The following is a 20,748-nucleotide window of genomic DNA, read 5'->3' on the forward strand; positions in this document are numbered from 1 at the left end:
TATTGCAGTTTTTTACCTTTTTATTTAGGTTTTTAGCACTATTTGCGGTGCGCTTACCGGTACAATTTTTCCCCATGCATTCGCTTTTTAATTGGCTAAACTTCATATATGCTTGGCTTTTTTTGAATTTTCATTATCCAGGTTATCTGCTGGCTTCCGGGTACCGATACATAGTCAATCAATCCCACGCTTTTTAATTTTTTCCTACTTCTTTCAAACATCGGTTTGGTAATATTTAGCTGGGCAAGTATCATTTTGTTACTATGAGTAAAGCGTTCTTTAAACTTGCTGTTGCGGTATATTTTTAATAGGTAGAAGTACAAGAAAGCGTCCACCGCTTTAAATGAGTACTCTTCGTGAAAACGCCAAAATCTATCTGTTAAATTCATAGGTGGTGTTTGTTAGTATCTATTGTCTTTTTAACCTGGTTAAGTGGCCTACTATACACTCCTGTTTGGCGACGCCGGTATTTCTCCGCCGCATCATAGTTGAGGTGGCAGAGCTGGCACATGGCCGTTAGCCTATCATCCGTAACTTGCCAGTTCTTTTCATCGTGATCGAGATGGGCAATTGCAATTACAACCTTTACCGGTTTAATCAACTCCATGTTGTATTTGGCAATCCTTAACGCGTCACCAATCATTTGAAACCAAATAGATTTTTTCTTATACCTGCCATCTTCGTCCTGAATTTTAAGCTGCACCGAGTAAACAGTTACGCCGTTATCCAGCTTACACAGTTCGCAACAGTTACCGGCCCTTAATAATATCCGGGGTATAATTTCGCTTTTGAAGTTTGGCGGGTAATCATTATAATCTATCGGCATATTTTTTAATTAAGTAAATCCTTTAGCTCGCGGCCAGCCTCGGCCAGATCGTGGAAGTAGGCGATCAGAGCAATTTGTTTTGCTTCCGGCAACCGGCCAGCTTTATCAAGCTCTATAATTTCGGGAAGCCTATTATCATTATCAGCAAAAACAATTAGGCTTTTTATATGCAAGAAATCGTAAATTATATTATCCCAATCGGTGTATAGTCCTTTTGATTTATAAGTTTCAAAGGCCTCTATAGATTTATTAACCAGCTTTTTATCGTCCGATTTAGCGGGTGTATCGGTTGACTTCTTGCCTGTTTTTTTGGTTTGTTCGGCATTTTTTCCAAGCCAGTTTTTTACAGTTAAATACAGCGAGGTATACTTTTTATTATCCTTGTAATTGTGTACAGCATCAATTATTTCGTCTATTTCATGTTTTGAATACCCCAAATCAATAAGCAAATCAAACTCATCAACACTAATGGCCAAGTGCTCAAATTCCCTGTATATATTTTGGTTTAGTTTAGTCTTTATTTTGTCTTTATTTAGTCCTCCGTTACCTGTATACTTAGCCCCTTCGGCAGATGCTTGCTTACCCTTTTGGTTAGCTGCTTGCGTACCTGCGTTTTTAAAACGCAGGTCGTTAATAGTCCATGTAATATTTGCGGTACCATTGACTGATACAAAGTCAATCAATCCCAAAGATTTCAATTTAACCCTGCTCTTCTCCAGTGTTGACCTGGATATTCCTATATCTCCCATTATCTTAGTGCTGTTCCTGTTAAATTTTTCCGGCCACCTCAGCATATTGGCAACTTTTAAAAGATGGAAGTATAGAAAACCCTCATTTGGTGTTAGTGGGTGCTCTTCATGCACAAGCCAAAAATTATTAACGAGGTCTATATAATTCATGCTTTTCGCCGCGATCTTCTGGCACGATAGATTAATTGATTTACTTGATCGATCGAAACGTTATAGCTGTTCGCAATATTTTCGATGCCAGTAGAAGAGAAATCCAGGCTATTAACGTTTTTAAGAAACTGATTTATTTTTTCAGTTGTTTCCCAATCTGGGATGCCGATTTGATGTGATGAAGTTTCCATCAGGCAGATACTCCTTTACCGTTTACGTACGCTTCAAGATCAGCCCATTTAATGCGAACCTGGCGGCCTATATTAAAGGACTTAATTTGACCTGATTTAATAAGGTTGTCGAGCGTAGGTAGGGAGATACCTAAATAGGATGCAGCGTGCCCCCTTGTAGCCGGTGGCTCGGTACTATTCGCTGATACATTTATTGGGCTTCTACCTTCAATAAGGTGATTAATTAACGTTTCGACTCTTTCAAAACGTTCTAAAATTTCGGCATGTGGATTATACATAATGACCTATTTTTATTTATAGGTCAAAGTTTGCACTAATTTGCTTTTCGTTATTTTCAGCAAAAAATGAAACAAACGAAACTAATCCACACGTCAGTCAGTAGTTGTAATAAGATTTGTTATGCTTTTTTCTATTGATTTGACTTCTGTATTGAAATGTTTCTTTGTGTCATTTTTATATTTTCTCATTGCTGCCCCAATGCCTTGAGGTGTTTGATTAAAGCCAAAAGTTAATTTAAGTGCGTTTGCTAATTTTGTTTGGTCGATTTCAAATGCGTTTATATTCAATTTTTTAAGATTGTATAAAGCAACGACCATTAGGGCAAAACTATTTGATCCATTCTTACTACTATATTCCGTTTTTAATTTGTTAATTATCGAGGTATCATTTAAATACACTTCAAACCCGGACGGCAAAGCTTTTGCCTTACCAATATCATCGGGAGTAGTGCCTATTGCTTCATCATTATCTACCTTGTCGATAACATTATATTTTTTGCATAATCCCTCAAGATTAAAATCGACACCCCTTATTTTTAAAAATTCTTTTCTATCAAAGTATACAGACCTATCACTTACTAATTTAAAATTGCTACGGGCAGCTAAGTTTTCAATTAATACAGACATATTTACGTAGACATCTAAGATAAAGTATAATATGGTGGCGCACGTTCCGAAATCATCCGCTTTTTTTTCATTGAATAATTCCATAGTTAAACTCTTTTCGCTCAGGCTATACATACATAAAACCATCCCCATTTGCTCTGTAATTGGTTCAATTTTTTCATAAATAAGATTTAGGTATCTTAATGCCCGCCCATCGTCTACGGCTGCTATGTTTAATTTTATTTCATTTTCAGTAGGCAACTCCAAGGTTAAAACTAACCCATGGTAGTAAATCATATGATCTTTTAAACCGGATGCAATTTGCTTGTTAAAGGACTTATCGCCAGCGATTCTTGCCTCAATATAATGATCAATTTCTTCTAAACCTTTTAACTTGAGAATGTCATAACCAGTTTTGAGGAACTTGTTGAAATCTGTATAATTTATTTTCATAATTTATTCGTTGACAACCTTCATATTCAATCTATCCCATTCTTTTTTCATCATTTCGCCTTTTTCCTTGGGCTTTACTTTTACATACGTGTTAAATGCGGTTTGACTTTTATGCCCGGTTACGGCCATAATTACGTTGGTTGACATCCCGATATGATACATATTAGAAGCGAAAGAGCGCCTGGCCGAGTGTGTGGTAATTAATTTATAAAGCGGTTCCGTGATCTTAACTTTACGCCCGGCCATTGATTTTTCAAGGGTTACTATTTCAGTAAAACCCGCTTCCTTTGCAGCTTCCTTAATATATTCATTTAGCTTAACGTTTGATAATGTTGGCGGCAACGAATTGGGTGTAATACCTTGGTAGCGCGTCATTATGTCCAACACAACCGGAAATATGGGTATAACTACATCGGTTTTGGTTTTTTGAGTTTTGATTTCAAAAAAGCCATCTGCAATGTCTTTCGGGCTAATATTTGTAAAGTCGGAGAAACGAAGGCCTGTCCAACAACCGACTAAAAACAAGTCTCGTACACGCTCAAGCTTTTTATTTTTTGAGAAATCATGCGCTGCAAACTTTTCTAACTGGTCTTTATTTAGAAAAATGTTATCTACTTCCGTTTTGACCTTGACAAAATTTTTGCTTTTATATTTGGTGTTAGCGTGCAGCCCCTGCTCCAGTGATTCACTCATTACGGTCTTAATGAATTTTATTACCGTGCCGAAGTAATTATCGGACAACGTTTCCGATCTGTACAGATAACACCAGTCTTTAAAATCCTCATAAAAATTAAGATCAATGTCTTCAAATCGTATAGGCTCAATGGCCTTGCCCCGGGTAATCTTTGATACTTTGTAATCATGGTAGCCTTTGAGCACGCCAAAAGCACTGCCATAGGCTTTAATGGTGCCAGGGCTATACCTATTGCCACTACCTAAAACGCGCTTGCCTTCTTTTGTATCGCGGATTAGTTTTTCTATAAATTCAAATAGCGTGTAGTTTTTTGCCGGCTTCTCTATGTAAGGATTATCGCCATTGTTTTTCATGATAAGCGACACCAAATCTTTTAATTTGTCCGGATCTGGATATTCCTTGTTTTTATCCGACAAGTAATCGAATGCCGTTTTTACACAGTTTTTTACACTTTCCAAACCGCTATCAATACTTTTATAATCGATAGCTGATACCTGCCTTGGTTTTTGAGGCTCTACAAGCCAGTACTGGGGTTCAATTACAACCCCGCTTTTGAATACACACCTGGTATTATTATACCTTACGAAGCAGCGTAGCGGCGTTGGCTTCTTTTTATCCTTTACTTGTTGTAAAACGAATTTTACGGCGTATTTAAATATTGGCATCGTGATAAATTTTCATCTACCCAAAGATAATATTATGTGCTCAAATTGTGCGGATTTATTTAGTTTTATTTTGTTTGACTTAGCTTTATTTTGTATAAATGAGCTTTATGTGTCTATAAATCAATGTTTTTTATTTTACCCTTTTTGGCCTTCGTTTGTGTTAATAGTCCCTGAGGGGTCACCTTTAGAGGTTGACGAGATTTTTTCTCGCTCAACCTCTCTTTTTTTACATCCAATCCACTGTTAATCTGATACATACGCGCGACAACTTCGTTAATTCTCGGAGTTCGAACTTCCGCCCCGTCAAAAACGATCTTTTCGGGATACATCGAACTCAATAAGTCCCTTTTACCCTCTGAACCCATGAATTTATAGTACTCTACCAGACGATTAAATAATCGTAAAATATTGTCTATCATCTTGTTATGGTCTACCGTCTCCCGGTTCCGGAGGAGTTCGAAAATTCTATCTTCAAGGTGTAACACTTTTTTCTCATTCGACAATTTTACTTCTTTAAAATCAACTTCGTCAAAGGCACCACTTAGGTAGGATTCCCGTGCTTTTTTGATCTTTTCATTGGCTTCTGCAACTTGTGCCGATAAGGTTTGTATCTCCGATTTATGATTACCGGCGCTTGGTTTGGCAAATTCCCGTTCTACCTTTTTTCTGAATACTTCCGCAGCCGAAGTATTGACAATATAACGGCTAAGTTGCTGGACAAATAGTTCATTAGTGTGATCTGCCCGGTGCCGGAAAGTGCATTTTTTATAGCAATGGTAATAGTGATAACGACGCCCAGTTTTACTTTTGGATGCGCTGGCCGTTAAATGCCTACCGCAAAGCGGACAAATTAGGAAACCACGCAAAGGTATTTCATCGCTTGCCACAAAGGTGGTACGGCTGGCGCTCTTACCATTAATCAGTTCCTGTATCTTATTAAATGTGGTAACAGACACAATAGCCTCATGTTTGCCCTCCACGATTTGCTCCGGTTCATCCTTATAAGCTTTGACCAATATCCTGCCGCAATACACTGGGTTATGGATCATTTTCCAGAAACTGTTTTGTGCGCAATTTAAGCCGTCATCTACAGCCTTACGCCATATATCTGATACCGTATAGCGTCCGCGGGCGATTTCCTCAAAAGCCGCTTTAATAATTGGTGCCAGGGTTTGGTCAACTGCAATATATTTGCGGCCATCCTCAGTGATTTTATTTAAGTAACCTTTCGGCGCACATCCCATCAAACGCCCTTCTTTCACAGCACGGCGCATACCGTTAAAAGTGTTTAAGGCACGGCGGTCGTTTTCTACTTCCGGTGAAGCGAGGTAAACCGCCAGCATGATCTTGTTTTCAGGGATGGACAGGTCTAAAGGCTGTTCAATGGCCTGCGGTTCTACATTGAGGTGTTTTAAGATGTTGATCATTTGGTAAGCATCCCCGGCGTTACGGCTGAATCTGTCCCATTTGGTAAATAAGACGAACTGTGTTTTATTAGGTTGCTTTTTTAAGGTGATCAACAAGTTTTGCCAGGCAGGTCGTTTAAAGCTTTTAGCAGAAAAGTCTTCAAAAATCACATGCCTGACCTGTATGCCGCTATAATGACAATAACGCTTCAATCTTTCTTCCTGGTCTCTTTGAGAATATCCTTTATCGGCTTGTTCGTCGGTACTAACCCTTATATATAAATCGGCTGTTTTCATCTGTATCGAGTTCTTTTTTCACCAATTTAATCATTTTATCCATAAAGGTCAAGACCTCTCGGGCTTCATCTACGGTGATTTTCTCCCCATTTTTTTCATAGATTTTAACCACATCAAAGGCTGTTAGTTCAGGTACTATAGTTTCCATAGCAGTTTTATTAAACAGCAAAGCTTTGGATAAACATACAAATGGTAGGCAAAGACGGAAACGGCGGGGAAGTATTACTATTCGTATCAGATTACAAGCTCTTTTACGTTTTCGAGTTTACTTTTAAGTTCAGCAGCCTTAGTATCATCTATAAAAGAATCATCGACAAGACTTATCAATGTGTTTTTGTTCAGACCAATTGCTATAGAGGTGACTAACACCATTCTCACATAGTTGATAATAATTACTCCATAACTATCAATGCTGGTAAATTCTTGTATAAATTTTGATTTGTCGCCGTCAGTTAAATAGCCACCATGTGCAAATTTGCTTCTAATACTGTATGCTTTACTAAGGTGACTTCTAACCAATAATGGCTCAAAGCCTAAAATACCCAGAATTTTGCTTGTTCGGGTTTGCATCTTAAAGGACAATTCTTGCGTATCATTAGATAGAAGTGCTTCAATTCCCATCATAGCATTGGCTATCCTTCTTTCAATAGGAACATTTTCAGTTAGAGCCTCATTATATCTATCGAAAGCAGTTGATAGGTAATCTACCTTTTTTTCAATAGCATAAAAGTTTGTTGGAACAACCAATTTTGAAATGAAGTTTTTAAAAGACGATTCCTTTTCTTTTATAAATATACTTTTTTGCCAGGGGAATATTTGTTTAGCGGGTATGCCCATGTTGCCGCCGTTAGAAAGTGGTGTTATTATATCGAATTTAATTTGATCTGTATTGAATACTGCCAGGGAAATATAATTTTAGCAAGGCCATATATTCTTCAACCTTTTGTTGAAGCAAAGCGCCATTTCTATCTTTTGAAATATAAGTAATCTCAAGAATGGCTGTATTAAAAGGAAAAATATGTTGAATTGGTAAATCCTGAACTTCGAGCTGTTCAAAATCAGACTGCTTAGTTTGTCTCAAAACAGCATGTTCATCTATAATAAACTCTTGGGAATCTAAAATTAGACCTGATAACTGCACTGTTGCTGTGCCATATACAGGATCACCACTTAATTCCGAAAGGACTTTATTTTTTATTGCTTGTAAGGCGCTTTCATCTGGGCTTCCGTTCCCTTCAAAATATACCGGAAGAATTTTATAAATAAAACTCTGAATGGGAATAATGGCATATTGATCTGCATGTCGTTCACGTAAGTATTTTTCTGCGGCAAGAAATGTCGGAAGCTTATAAATATCAGAACTTAAATCAAAACTAGCCTTTGTCCAATTCTTCTTTTTGTGAATTATACGTGATGCCTGATCGATCTCCACTCCGTCCTGGTTGTAAGAAAAGTTGTTAATTTTCCAACTATAGGATTCGTCTACGTCGGGCGTAACCTTATCAGAGGAAATTTTATTTCTAACCAATTCACCTACCTCAACCATGAGGTTTTCCAAATGTACTGACGTTTCTGTATCTGCGTGTAAATCCATTACTATCAAAGATAAATAATAACTCTTTCAATTTTTCTCTCCCCACCCTAACCACCTTTGCAATCCCCCTAAACAACCAACCCCACCTTTGGCTCAAACAAATGAGCCATGAATACCACAACAAAACACCACAACGTACTCGCATTTAATACCGCCATCAATAACGGCCACAACCCACGCGATTACAGCTACCAGGCAACGGATATACCCACCGGCGAATACCACGCTACTTTAGACTTTATGATCTGGGCTAACAAGGTGCCAGGTGTTGACCTGTATTGCACCCTTACCCAAACAGGCCAGCGTATCTGCATGACAGTATTCCGGGATCAGGAAGAAGAATACCGGCTGCAAAATGTCTATGTGCCTAATCTCCCTATTGGCAGCACTGTGGCTTTACAGGTCGAACTGAACGGCCGCGACAAACCCACACTACACAGGATCACCATTTTAAAAGAGCCGGAAAGAACTTAAAGGTGCGTCCATTTTTCGCAAGAAAAACGGAGCAAGCGGGAGTTGGACTTACAGCCCTACTCTTGCCCTGTTCGCCCGGCGAACAAGGTTTGCAGTACACTCCGGGTGTACTGTTTAGCTGCGGCATCACTAAGAACGATACAAAAAGTACACGCTACGGTACACCATCGCTTATGGAAGATCAAAATATCAAGAATATCCGCTTCCCGGTAGAAACCGATAAGCACCTGATCAGGCTGGCCGAAAAACTTGGCCGGACAAAGCTCACGGTCTTTAAGCAAATGGTCGAATACTTCTATCGTACCAAGAAAGACCCGCTGGATATTAATGATGAACTGCTAAAGAACACTATCGTTAAAGGGCATCAAAACCTGACCGGTTTTATCAGGGTGCAGGAACAAACCCTGCTCATGCCGATGAAGCAGGATATGGATCGCATGATCGGCTCCCAGAAGAAAATACTGGAATGTTTTAACAAGCAAATACTGGAGCATAACCGGCAGAGTGAACAGCAGCTCACGGCAATGCAAAATCAATTAGTACAAGGACAGCAAAACAAAGAGCAGCTCAAAGCACGCTTTCTGTATTTACTGGACAGTTACGCCAAAACCAGCAGTCAGGGCGGCGGCATCAACAAAGACGATTTATTAATAAGAATAAAGGAACAGGTTAAAAACTTATAGCCATGTATATCAATATTACAGCTAGCGAGACTGGTAACAATAAAGGCAGCAGCGGAGAATTGGTGCATTACCTCGAAAAAGAGAACCGGCAGGCTGCCAAACAGCAGCCCGAAAAAGAATCCGAACGCTGGTTTAGCAATGGTCGCACGGATATACAGCCGCACGAGGTACGGGCGGCAATAGACAAAAATGTAGCCAAGCTGCTGCGGGTGGACGCAAAATTTTTCCTGGTCAATATCAGTCCCAGTCAAAAGGAGCTGCGCCACCTGATGGAAAATTACGGGGATGCAGGCCGGGAGGAACAACTCAAAAGGTATGCTGAAAAGATTATGGACGAATACGCCCGCAACTTTAAAAGGCCGGGTATCAGCGGCAGTAAAGACCTGGTATGGTTCGGTAAACTGGAACACTACCGCTACTACTCTTATAAAGATAAAGAGGTCAGGCAAGGCAAAAAACAGAACGGTGCACGCAAAGAGGGTGACCAGCTGCATATACAGGTCATTGTTTCCCGCAAGGATGCCACCAATAAGATCAAACTCAGCCCGCAGAATAAGTCAAGGGGCAGCAACGAAGAACATTCTAAAAAGGTCGGCCAGTTCGACCGGGTAGCATTTAAGGCATCCGGCGAGCACATTTTCGACCAGACATTCGCTTTTGAACGTGGCCTGTCCGAAAGCTTCCGTTATGCCAACGGTATCAAAAATGGAACAGCCGAAGAAAGGCAGAACCTGAACAATGAGCAGGCAGCAAAACCATCGGAAAGCAAGCAGGCCAATATGAACCCCACTGCCCCAACTACGCAAGCTACCGTACAAAACCATACGATCAGCACCAAAGATGTGCTGGAAGCCTTGCTCATGCCGACAAGGGATGAAGCGACGGCCAGTTTATTGGGCATTAAACGCCGCAAACGTAAAGGTCATAGTAACGACCAGGAAATGAGTTTATAATCCAACCAAAACATTTTTATGCAAACCGGGGAAGACACCAACGGACTACGCAAGATCATCGACCTGACCAGGGGTATCAGCATTGCGATATTGTGCCTGCACTTTTATATTACCTGTTACCAGGTGTTTGCGGGCTGGCACTGGACAGCAAATATTACCGACCATCTGATTTCCAATATTGCACGTACAGGCTTATTTGGCGGATTGTGGAAAGCTAAATGGGCAGCGCTGTTATTGCTGGCCGTTTCGCTTATCGGCTCTAAGGGAAAAAAGGATGAGCATATCAGGCGGGATACCATTGCCATGTATATCGGGGCCGGTCTGCTATTCTACCTTGGCGGCATCTTGTGTTTATACCTGCGGGCGAGCTATACTTTTATTGCGGTTACTTATATGGCGGTTACCAGCATGGGTTACCTGCTCATTCTGACGGGTGGCGGTCGTTTGTCGCGTCTGCTCAAAGCCAACCTGAATAAAGATATTTTCAACCGGGAGAACGAAACTTTCCCGCAGGAAGAAAGGTTGCTGGAAAATGAATACTCGGTCAACCTGCCTGCGGAATATCATTATAAAGATAAAAGTCGGAAAAGTTGGATCAACATCATCAATCCGTTCCGTGGTTTATTGGTAGCCGGTACCCCCGGTGCGGGTAAGTCTTACTTTGTGATCCGCCATATCATTGAACAGCATATCAAAAAGGGCTTTTCGATGTTCCTGTATGATTTTAAATACCCTGACTTGTCCCTGATCGTTTATAATGCCCTGTTGAAATACCGGCATAACTACAAGGTCAAGCCCAGTTTTTGGGTGATCGACTTTGACCATATACAGCACCAATGCAATCCGCTTCACCCGGAAAGTATGGAGGATATAACCGATGCTTCGGAATCATCGAGAACCATCATGCTGGGCCTCAACCGAGAATGGATACGCAAGCAGGGTGATTTTTTTGTGGAAAGCCCGATCAACTTTTTGACGGCGATTATCTGGTATTTACGCAAGTATCAAAATGGCAGGTACTGTACGCTGCCGCATGTGATCGAACTGATGCGGACGGAATACGACCAGCTATTCCCGATCCTGATGGAAGAACCGGAAATATCTATACTGGTTGATCCCTTCGTTTCGGCTTACCGTAACAAGGCCATGAACCAGTTAGAAGGTCAGATAGCAAGTGCGAAGATCAGTTTGGCGCGTTTGTCATCACCTAAATTATACTATGTATTAAGCGGTAATGATTTTACACTGGACATCAATAACCCAGCGGCACCGAAGATCGTGTGTATCGGTAACAATCCGCAGAAGCAGCAGGTCTATGGTGCCGTGCTGTCCTTATTTGTTTCCCGGATGATCAAACTGGCCAACCGCAAGGGGCAGTTGAAAAGCAGTTTGTTGTTCGACGAGTTCCCGACGATCTTTATCAATAATATGGATAGCCTGATCGCTACGGCGCGTAGCAATAAAGTATCGACAACTTTAGCCGTACAAGATTTTAGCCAGCTAAGAAAGGATTACGGTAAAGAGCAGGCGGATGTGATCCCCAATATAGTGGGGAATATCATTTGCGGCCAGGTGACCGGGGACACAGCCAAGCAGCTTTCGGAGCGTTTTGGCAAGATCATGCAGGACAGGACGAGTTTATCTATCAACAGTTCGGATACTTCGGTTAGCCGCTCCAAGCAGTTGGAGCATGCCATACCGGCTTCACGTATTTCGGCTTTGTCTTCGGGTGAGTTTGTGGGGATGGTTGCCGACGACCCGGATAATAAGATCGATCTGAAACTTTTTCATAGTGAGATACAGAATGACCATGAAGCCATCAGAAAGGAAACGGACGCTTATAAGCCGATTCCAGCTGCTCGTGTTGTGACTGAGGATGATATTATGGAGAATTATGAACGCATCAAAGAGGAGATCAGGGATTTGGTAGAGACGGAGTTAGCGCCTTTGCTCGAACGTAAAAAGGCAGAGCTAGAAAAGGAAAAGCAGAAAACGCAAGAGCAGCAACAAACAATTGAAACGCAAAAGCCAGCAGAGGATATTAAAAAGAACGACCAGCCAGGTACACCACCGGAGCTAAGTATGTGACGGTTTATAGGTAAATCTTACATCATTGGATTGTTGAAAATCACTAAAATTGGCATCATTGAATTGTTTTCCTTATTTTTATTGGAAGAAAAAAACACTTCAATGTCCGTCAAAGCCCTGCATACTGATCATGAACTGCTGCAATTGATTGCGGGGGGTGACCAGCGTGCATTCCGGATATTGTACAAAAAATACCACCCGGTCATTTTCGCATTCACCTATCATTTATCCGGCTCTAAGCAGGAGGCGCAGGATATCGTACAGGAAACCATGTTATACGTCTGGCAGCGTGCCGGGGAATTGAGCATGATGGAAAAGCCTTTGGCTTTCCTGAAAACGTATGTCAAACGTCGCGGTATTGATATGCTCCGCAAACAATTGACCGCGCAAAAGAGCGAGGCTACGTTTGGCCGGAACTGGCAGGAAGCCGAGAATGAAACCGAACAAAGTATGTTGCTGAAAGATGTTCGTGACCAGATCGAAGCGGCAGTAAGCAAATTACCAAACCAGCAACAACAGGTTTACCGCTTGTGTTACCAACAGGGTCTGAAATACGAAGAAGCGGCTGAACAATTGAAAATATCTCACGGCACGGTGCAAAAGCACATGAAATTAGCCCTTCGCGCGTTGCGGGAGCAGTTAAAAAACAATATTTCCTATGCGGCGCTGCTTATAATTTTAAAGTTTCTGTAAAATCGCAACAAATTAGACATTTAGCTCACTAATCTTTTTGCATTAACGCGATTAGAAATATTTTCGAGTGAAAACTCACGCATTTTATTGGTGTTTTCGGAAGCGTCATTGGTTTATAGGCACAAAAATTCACCAATGTTACCTTATTTTTAAATTTTTGTTAAAAAATTTACTTTTTCATTACCCCGAAACCACCGTCCCGTTCGACTAACAATATAAACAGCGCTATGGCTGGCTATATTAATGATGGACGAAAACAAACTCCAGTATTTATTTGAACAATTCCAACAAGGAAAACTAAGCTCTGATGAACGGCTAGAGTGGGAAAGCTATGTTAACTCTGGTGAGCAAAGTCCTGCCTTTGCTGAGTGGTTGGAAAATCAGTGGTCAAAAGCAGAGGTTTCAGAACTTGTAATGGATCAGGACACCGAAAAAGCGATTTACGATTATGTAGTAATACAACCCCAAACATCTGAAAAAACCCGGAGGCTTTGGCCGAGGATCGTTGCCGCAGCTTCTATTCTTCTCATCTTATCTTTTGGTACTTATTACTTAATGAACCGGGAGGCACCAGGACAAAACAGCGTTACTGCGGAATTGATAGCCCCTGTTCAAAAGGGTGTTTACCTTACCTTATCTAATGGTCAAAAAATAGCGCTCGATCAAAAACACATTGGCCGCAAAAAAGTAGCCGATGGCACACAGCTCGATCAAAACAGCAACGAATTAAGCTATCAACAAGAAAATGCTGCTACGGAACCGCAAGTGCATACGCTCACCAACAATAGTAACGCTAAATACAGTTTGGTATTGGCTGATGGTAGCCAGGCTTATCTGGATATTGCATCAAGTATTACCTATCCGGTAGCTTTCAGCGGTAAAGAAAGAAATGTTACTGTGACCGGGCAGGTTTATTTTAAGGTAAAGCATAATGCAGCACAGCCTTTTAGTGTTCATGTGAGAGATCAGGTTATTGAGGATATTGGTACGGAATTCAATATCGATGCGTATCATAACATTAAAACCACATTGGTGCAGGGCGCTGTTCGTATCCATACAGGTGCAACAAAATCACTTGTCTTGAAGCCGGGTAACGAAGCTTATCTGGAAAATAACGAATTGGTTAGTACCACAGCCGATTTGGAAATGGCGACGATTTGGTTGCAGGGCAAGATACCGCTGAATCACCGCACATTGGAAAGTGTGCTTACCGAAGTCGGCCGTATCTATGATGTGCAGTTTATCTGGCAGGACGCCAGCCTGAAGCAATTGAAATTTGGTGGAGCGGTCAGCCGCACCCAAAAGCTGAGCAATATTCTGAACTTTTTCCGTAATACGGGCAAAGTGGATTTTACAGTGGATGGAAAGACCGTAACGGTATTTAAAAAGAAGAAATAATAATTAACCCTATAAATTAAACACGCTAACCCCAAAGAACGATGAAAGAAATTTTACTTCATTAAGGGCCGCAGGCCAACGGTGAACGGAAATAAAAAAACGCACCCCGAATTGAGCCTCGGGATACGTTAAGCGTCCGGGAACCCTCCCCTGTGGCAGAGCCGCAATGGAAAAAAATAATTCGTGTATGACAACAAATTTATTTAAACCCGAACAATCAAAGTTATGGATTTTAATGCAATACGCATTAGCGGCAGCGTGCATTTATGTGTGCCGCGTAAAACACTACTCGTCATGAAGATTACGACCTTTCTTCTGCTGATGACTATAATGACTGTCAGCGCTACTAGCCTGGCACAAAAGATCTCCCTTAGTGAAAAGAATGCCAGTTTGGAACAGGTGCTGAACAAAATACGCCAGCAAAGCGGTTATGATTTTGTTTATAGTGAAGATTTGTTTCTGAATGCATCGCCTATTACGGTAAATATAAAAAATGCGACGCTGGATGAGGCGCTTAAAGCGAGTTTAAAAAATCAGGCACTTGATTTTAAGATTGAAAATGGTGCAGTGGTTTTTAAGGTTAAAGAGGAAAGCTTTATTAATAAAATAAAAAGCGCCCTTGCTGTTCCTATAATCGTATCCGGCAAGGTAACTGACACCACGGGGGCACCTTTAATCGGGGCAACCATAGCCATAAGGGGTAGCAACGCGCTGACCACTAACGACCAGGGCGAGTTCACGATCAAGGCCGAATTAGGGCAACAAGTAATAGTAACTTTTATTGGTTATCTGCCTTACACGTTTAGGGTAATTGATAACATGCCTTTTCAAAGTATTGTTTTAAAAGTAAGTTCAAGTAAGTTAAACGAGGTAGTTGTAAGCACAGGTTATCAAACCTTACCAAAAGAAAGGGCAACAGGTTCATTTACGCAAATTGATAATAAAACATTCAATGAACAGGTCAGCACTGATGTTATTAGCCGGTTGGAGGCAGTGGCCAACAGTGTTTCCGTGTCCCGAAAAACGGCAGGAAATACTGCTCAACTAATGGTACGCGGATTGAGCACGATACAAGGTGTGAAGCAACCTTTGATTATCGTTGATAATTTTCCTTACGATGGCGATATCAATAACATTAACCCTAATGAGGTACAGGATATTACCATTTTGAAAGATGCCGCTGCCGCATCTGTTTGGGGCACTAAAGCAGGGAATGGTGTAATTGTCATCACTACTAAAAAAGGGAAATTCAATCAAAAAACCGCGGTTGAAGGAAATGCCATAACGACTATTACCGACAAACCGAACCTTTTTTATCTGCCACAGATGTCATCCAACGATTTTATCAATGTGGAGCAGTTTTTATTTAGTAAAGGTTATCGTTTTTCCGATACTGCCAGTACAGGTCACCCGCCCTTTTCTCCAGTTTATGAAATCCTATTAAAACAACAGAACGGCCAGCTTTCCCAGGCGGCTGCAACCGCACAGATTAATGCGCTCCGTAATCTTGATGTCCGAAATGATTTGAATAAATATTTTTATCAGAAAGCGGTCAACCAGCAATACTCAATCAATATGAACGGTGGAAGCAATAATATTGCCTGGTTGGTCTTTGCAGGATATGATAAGAATATCAATGAATTGAACGCCAAGAATGACCGGCTCAATATCAGAACCCAAAATACTTTTAGTCTTGCCAAGAATCTGCAACTTTCTGTCGGGGCAGTATACACACAGACGAATAACACAAGCGGCAAACCTTCCTATTCCGATATATCAACCAGTATTGGCAGTATTCCGCCTTATACTCAAATAGCTGATGCAAACGGCAACCCGCTGCCTGTTGCGAAAGATTACCGATTAAGCTATATCAATTCAGCTGGCAGCGGAAAGTTGCTGGACTGGAACTATTATCCGCTCACCGACTACCAGCATGTAAATAAAACTATTAAAGGCAATGACCTTTTAGCCAATCTTGGCTTAAATTACAAAATAACATCATGGCTGAACGCTGATATTAAATACCAGTTTGAGAAGCAGCAGGTCACAAACAATACCATTTATGATGCAAACAGTTATTATGCTCGCAATTTGATTAACCAGTTTACGCAAATTAACCAGACTTTTAATACCGTTCTAAATGTAATTCCGAAAGGGGGCATCTATGATCTTTCTATCAATAATATCACGTCAAATGACGTAAGAGGTCAGTTAAACTTCAATAAGACAAGCGGCAAATTTGACATCAGCGCCATTGCAGGCGGTGAAATTAGTCAAAAGGCATTAGATCAAAACAGTTACCGGGTATATGGTTATGACGGCAACATCTTAACAACAACTAATGTAGACTACGCTAATTCTTATCCGACCTTCGTTCAGGGAATTTACAGCTTTATTCCATCCAACGTTAATTTCCTTAAAAATCTGAACCGCTATGTATCCACCTATGCAAACGCCGCGCTAACTTATGATGAAAAATATACACTGTCACTAAGCGGGCGCAGGGATGCCTCAAACCTGTTTGGCGTTTCCACGAATAATAAATGGACACCATTATGGTCTTCGGGGTTGAGTTGGGATATATCAAAAGAGAAATTTTATAATAGTAAGCTTGTTCCCTATTTGAAATTGCGGGCAACTTATGGGTACAGTGGCAATGTAAACCCTGATGCAACCGCAGTTACGACAGTTGCATATAATATTACCTCACCCTATACACAGACACCTACAGCGGTGATTGACAAATTTTACAATCCCGATTTAAGATGGGAAAAAGTCGGTATCTTAAATATTGGTCTTGATTTTAAAATGCTGAATAACAGGATAAGCGGAAGCCTGGAATATTACCGTAAAAATGCCACTGACCTTTTTGGTAGTGTCCCTGTGGATTATACGGTAGGCTTGGTCAATACCACTATTGTTAAAAATGTAGCGAGTATGCAGGGTAATGGTGCCGACCTGGAACTTAATTCCATCAACTTAGACGGGGCAGTCAAATGGTTAACCAATATCAATTTGAGCTACTATCGGGACAAGATAACCAACTATTATTTGAGTTCATACCAAGGCAGTAATTTTGTCAATGGCGGGCAGTTAATTGCTGGCATTATCGGCAAACCGGTTTATTCAATATTTTCCTATAAATGGGCTGGATTAGACCCGGCCACGGGCGACCCACAGGGTTATCTAAACGGGCAGGTTAGCAAAGATTATTTGAATATAACGGGGAGCGGTACCACGATAAATGATTTGAAATATAATGGCCCGGCATTCCCTGTTATTTTTGGTTCGATGGGTAATACAGTTTCGTATAAGAATCTGTCTATTACCGCAAGGGTTCTATATAAGTTTGGCTATTATTTTCAAAGACAATCAATCAGTTATTCTTCTCTTTTTGCCAATAACGTAGGTCATTCTGATTATAGTCTGCGCTGGCAGAAAACCGGTGATGAGAAAGCCACTAATGTGCCGTCCATTGTTTACCCTGCCGACCCGGCACGTGATGCATTTTATAATGGATCAGAGGCGTTGGTTGACAGGGCTGATAACATCAGGTTACAATACATCAATATCAATTATTCCTTTAAGCTTAGACCATCTGCCAGCGGCTTCAATAAGCTACAGGCATTTGTTGTGTTTAACAATTTAGGAATAATCTGGAAAGCAACCCATGCACCCGTAGATCCTGATTATAACAGTTCGGTTATACCACCTTCTAAATCAATTAGTTTAGGCATTAAAGGAACATTTTAAGATTTATATCTCATATCGTAAAAATACAGTTATGTCAAATATTAAAAGAACTATCATTTTACTATATATCGTACTGGTTGCCAGTTCATTGTATGGTTGCAAAAAATTCTTGGACGCAAAACCGGACAGTAAACTGGTTGTGCCGTCAACAGTCGGCGACGTGCAGGCATTGTTAGACTACTATCCGAGGGTCAACAACTTCGGCGCATCCGCGTGCGAATCAAGTGCCGATAATTATTACCTGACAGATGCCGATTGGTCGGCCTTAACCAACCCGGACAATCAGCGAATGTATATTTGGAATAAGGATCATCTATTTACCGCATCGCCAAATTCATGGGGGCAATTATACGATGTAGTCAATATTGCTAACACCAGTCTGTTGAGCCTTAGCAGTATAGAAAGGTCATCCGCCAATGCAGCCGATTGGGACAATGCTAAAGGCCAGGCATTGTATTTGAGATCACAATCCTTTTTGCAAGCCGCAGCGATTTGGTGCTTAGCTTATGATCCGAATACAGCATCGACCGACTTGGGACTGCCGTTAAGATTAGACCCGGACTTCAATAAACCATCGGTTCGGTCATCGGTCGCCGAAACTTATCAGCAGATCATAACAGACCTTAACACAGCTATTCGTCTGCTACCCATAAAACCACTTCAGGTGATGCGCTCATCAAAACCGGCGGCCTATGCTTTATTAGCCAGAACCTACCTCTTTATGAGGGATTATAATAAAGCAGGTTTATATGCTGATTCCTGTTTGCAATTAAATAACACACTGATAGATTACAATACCCTTTCAGCTACTGCTACGTTTCCATTCAAACAGTTCAATGCAGAAGTGCTTGTAGAAAATTTCGTACCTGTACCCCCGAACCTTAGTAAAGTCAGAGCAAAAATTGTAGCTGATCTTTATAACTCTTATTCCAGTAACGATCTGCGAAAAACCGTCTTTTTCAGCAAGAACAGTGACGGAAGTTTTGGATTCAAAGGCAGTTATGAAGGCAGTAATGGCCTGTTTGGAGGCATTGCCACCGATGAAGTTTACCTGATGAGGGCCGAATGTACTGCAAGGCAGGGAAACGCAACGCAAGCGATGATTGACTTAAACACCCTGTTGAAAACGAGATATTCTAACAAAGTTGCGTACAATCCTTTTAGTGCCGCAACTCCTAATGATGCCTTAAATATTATTTTGATAGAGCGAAGAAAGGAACTGCTATACCGCTGTTTACGATGGATGGACTTGAAGCGTTTAAATAAAGAAGGTGCCAATATAAGTTTGACGCGAACAGTGAACGGACAGACTTATATTTTGCCGTCAAATGATTTACGGTACGCGTTACCGATTCCTGAAGATGTGATTGTGCTTAGCGGTATGAATCAAAATTTAAGATAAAATGATTATGAAAGATATGAAAAGTAGTATAAAAAAGGCATTATTGTCAGCCGTTTTCTTTCTTTGCCTCTATGGAACATATGCCCAAAATATAGTACCATTAGGCTTAAAAATAGGAGACCAAGTGCCAGATAGCACTTTTAATAACATCGTCAATTATAAGCTCTCATCGCCAAAGATATCTGACTTTAAAGGTAAACTTATAATTCTTGATTTCTGGTCCACAGGCTGTAGTAGTTGCCTCGCCGCTTTTCCAAAAATGGAAACTCTGCAAAGGAAATTTGGAGATAAGATACAAATTATCCTGTTAAATTCTTCCGAAAGAAAAGATCAAATTTTAGGAAGAATTCAAAAATATAAAAAGTTCATCCCAGGCGTAGGACTTTCAACACTTCCTACGGTATATGGTGATAGCAAATGGCAATTTTTTTTTCCGCATTCAGGTGTTCCATATCATGTATGGATTAATAGTAAAGGAAAAGTTTTGTCAATGCCGTTGGCATACAACACCAGCGAAGAAAATATTCAGAAAGCTTTGGATGGAGAAAAACCCTTAATGGTGGAAAATTTAGACTTCAAAGCCAGGCAAGGTTATGATGCATGGAAAGAGGGATTGATCAAGCCAGCACACCCTTCACTTAAACCAATCTTTTACTCCTCATTTTTCAGCTTTAACAATGGCATGCATGGAGGAAGAGGGGAAGTTATTGATACTTTAAACCAAACGATTAGACGATTTTCATTTAATCGCCCAATCTTAGAATTTTATGAATTGGCATTTGCGGGAACAAACAGAATGTTGGTAGAGGTAAAAAACAAAAGTCAATTCGAATTACCGTTGGATAGAAACAAAGTCGATAGTTGGAGCATCCAAAATCTATTTTCCTATGAAATATGTGTGCCTCTAAAAGATGAAAGGAATATAAATCAATTTATGCAAACGGATTTGAATCGTTTTTTTGGTAATCTGAGAGATATAGAAGGTAATATCGAAAAGCGACCTTTCAATTGTTATATTCTTATTAAAACAAAGGATGGGTTATTAAAAGGATCTACCTCCAAGGAAGAAAAATACATAAAATCTGAAACTTTACATAAATGGGTTAACTACAATATGTATAGAATCCCATATGCGTTTATGGACGAAATTGACGATGTAAAAACTTTGACGGCTTTTATCGATGAATCTGGTGTCAATAAGGACTTGAATTTAAAAGTAGATTTAGAGATTAATACGGGCGATTTAAAAGATCTGTCCAAAGTGAGGGAATCTTTACGCAAGTACGGATTTGATCTATTACAGGAAACGAGATTATTAGATGTATTGATTATAAAAGACACGAAAAAAAACAATAATTGAGCGTTGTAAGCTCATATAACATAACACCAAGTTAA

At 40.5% G+C, this 20,748-nt stretch carries 20 protein-coding genes; 9 read left to right on the forward strand and 11 right to left on the reverse strand.

The window, feature by feature from the left end:
- Positions 1 to 95 precede the first annotated feature (95 nt).
- From BDD43_RS17105 to BDD43_RS17150, 11 genes are all read right to left on the reverse strand, one after another.
- Positions 96 to 389 carry a hypothetical protein gene (locus tag BDD43_RS17105; RefSeq protein WP_121198821.1) on the reverse strand — a complete coding sequence of 98 codons (294 nt, stop codon included), beginning with the start codon at positions 387 to 389 and terminating at the stop codon, positions 96 to 98.
- The gene (locus BDD43_RS17110) at positions 386 to 826 is read right to left on the reverse strand and encodes a hypothetical protein (RefSeq protein ID WP_121198822.1); all 441 of its coding nucleotides are present in this window, start codon (positions 824 to 826) and stop codon (positions 386 to 388) included. The genes BDD43_RS17105 and BDD43_RS17110 overlap by 4 nt, the downstream gene beginning before the upstream one ends.
- A 5-nt stretch (positions 827 to 831) precedes the next feature.
- The gene (locus BDD43_RS17115; RefSeq protein WP_147425665.1) at positions 832 to 1,575 is read right to left on the reverse strand and encodes a hypothetical protein; all 744 of its coding nucleotides are present in this window, start codon (positions 1,573 to 1,575) and stop codon (positions 832 to 834) included.
- Positions 1,576 to 1,721: 146 nt separating this feature from the next.
- Entirely contained in the window at positions 1,722 to 1,916 is a 195-nt protein-coding gene (locus BDD43_RS29735; protein WP_147425666.1) for a hypothetical protein, read from the reverse strand.
- Positions 1,916 to 2,194, reverse strand: coding sequence for a helix-turn-helix domain-containing protein (locus BDD43_RS17120; protein ID WP_121198824.1), 279 nt, complete (start codon positions 2,192 to 2,194; stop codon positions 1,916 to 1,918). The genes BDD43_RS29735 and BDD43_RS17120 overlap by 1 nt, the downstream gene beginning before the upstream one ends.
- Before the next feature lie 93 nt (positions 2,195 to 2,287).
- Positions 2,288 to 3,253 (reverse strand): penta-EF hand family protein, encoded by a 966-nt coding sequence (locus BDD43_RS17125; protein WP_121198825.1) that lies wholly within the window; start codon positions 3,251 to 3,253, stop codon positions 2,288 to 2,290.
- Between the two features lie 3 nt (positions 3,254 to 3,256).
- Positions 3,257 to 4,612 carry a site-specific integrase gene (locus tag BDD43_RS17130; protein WP_121198826.1) on the reverse strand — a complete coding sequence of 452 codons (1,356 nt, stop codon included), beginning with the start codon at positions 4,610 to 4,612 and terminating at the stop codon, positions 3,257 to 3,259.
- Between the two features lie 113 nt (positions 4,613 to 4,725).
- Positions 4,726 to 6,315 carry a recombinase family protein gene (locus tag BDD43_RS17135; protein ID WP_121198827.1) on the reverse strand — a complete coding sequence of 530 codons (1,590 nt, stop codon included), beginning with the start codon at positions 6,313 to 6,315 and terminating at the stop codon, positions 4,726 to 4,728.
- Complete coding sequence (locus BDD43_RS17140) at positions 6,284 to 6,463, reverse strand: hypothetical protein (RefSeq protein ID WP_121198828.1); 180 nt, start codon at positions 6,461 to 6,463, stop codon at positions 6,284 to 6,286. Before BDD43_RS17140 ends, BDD43_RS17135 begins: the two co-directional genes overlap by 32 nt.
- 86 nt (positions 6,464 to 6,549) lie before the next feature.
- The gene (locus BDD43_RS17145; protein WP_121198829.1) at positions 6,550 to 7,152 is read right to left on the reverse strand and encodes a HEPN domain-containing protein; all 603 of its coding nucleotides are present in this window, start codon (positions 7,150 to 7,152) and stop codon (positions 6,550 to 6,552) included.
- Between the two features lie 37 nt (positions 7,153 to 7,189).
- Positions 7,190 to 7,909 (reverse strand): hypothetical protein, encoded by a 720-nt coding sequence (locus BDD43_RS17150; protein ID WP_121198830.1) that lies wholly within the window; start codon positions 7,907 to 7,909, stop codon positions 7,190 to 7,192.
- Positions 7,910 to 8,017: 108 nt separating this feature from the next.
- Between BDD43_RS17150 and BDD43_RS17155 the strand changes: the two genes are divergently transcribed.
- The 9 genes from BDD43_RS17155 (at position 8,018) to BDD43_RS17195 (ending at position 20,713) form a co-directional block, all read left to right on the forward strand.
- Positions 8,018 to 8,383, forward strand: a complete 366-nt coding sequence (locus tag BDD43_RS17155) for a hypothetical protein (protein ID WP_121198831.1) — start codon at positions 8,018 to 8,020, stop codon at positions 8,381 to 8,383.
- Positions 8,384 to 8,445: 62 nt separating this feature from the next.
- Positions 8,446 to 9,066 (forward strand): BfmA/BtgA family mobilization protein, encoded by a 621-nt coding sequence (locus tag BDD43_RS17160; protein WP_147425667.1) that lies wholly within the window; start codon positions 8,446 to 8,448, stop codon positions 9,064 to 9,066.
- 2 nt (positions 9,067 to 9,068) lie between these two features.
- On the forward strand, positions 9,069 to 10,019 hold the full coding sequence (locus BDD43_RS17165; protein WP_121198833.1) for a DUF5712 family protein: 951 nt from the start codon (positions 9,069 to 9,071) through the stop codon (positions 10,017 to 10,019).
- An 18-nt stretch (positions 10,020 to 10,037) separates the two neighbouring features.
- Positions 10,038 to 12,107, forward strand: a complete 2,070-nt coding sequence (gene mobC / locus BDD43_RS17170) for a conjugal transfer protein MobC (RefSeq protein ID WP_121198834.1) — start codon at positions 10,038 to 10,040, stop codon at positions 12,105 to 12,107.
- Between the two features lie 33 nt (positions 12,108 to 12,140).
- Complete coding sequence (locus BDD43_RS17175) at positions 12,141 to 12,800, forward strand: RNA polymerase sigma factor (protein ID WP_121198835.1); 660 nt, start codon at positions 12,141 to 12,143, stop codon at positions 12,798 to 12,800.
- Positions 12,801 to 13,043: 243 nt separating this feature from the next.
- Positions 13,044 to 14,198 (forward strand): FecR family protein, encoded by a 1,155-nt coding sequence (locus BDD43_RS17180; protein ID WP_121198836.1) that lies wholly within the window; start codon positions 13,044 to 13,046, stop codon positions 14,196 to 14,198.
- Between the two features lie 225 nt (positions 14,199 to 14,423).
- Positions 14,424 to 17,951 carry a SusC/RagA family TonB-linked outer membrane protein gene (locus tag BDD43_RS17185; protein WP_121198837.1) on the forward strand — a complete coding sequence of 1,176 codons (3,528 nt, stop codon included), beginning with the start codon at positions 14,424 to 14,426 and terminating at the stop codon, positions 17,949 to 17,951.
- Between the two features lie 31 nt (positions 17,952 to 17,982).
- Positions 17,983 to 19,353 (forward strand): RagB/SusD family nutrient uptake outer membrane protein, encoded by a 1,371-nt coding sequence (locus BDD43_RS17190; RefSeq protein WP_121198838.1) that lies wholly within the window; start codon positions 17,983 to 17,985, stop codon positions 19,351 to 19,353.
- A 7-nt stretch (positions 19,354 to 19,360) separates the two neighbouring features.
- Positions 19,361 to 20,713: a TlpA family protein disulfide reductase gene (locus tag BDD43_RS17195; RefSeq protein ID WP_162847099.1), complete on the forward strand. Its 1,353-nt coding sequence runs from the start codon at positions 19,361 to 19,363 to the stop codon at positions 20,711 to 20,713.
- The last annotated feature ends 35 nt before the right edge of the window (positions 20,714 to 20,748 follow it).

The sequence above is a fragment of the Mucilaginibacter gracilis genome, assembly GCF_003633615.1.
Taxonomy (GTDB): Bacteria; Bacteroidota; Bacteroidia; order Sphingobacteriales; family Sphingobacteriaceae; genus Mucilaginibacter; species Mucilaginibacter gracilis.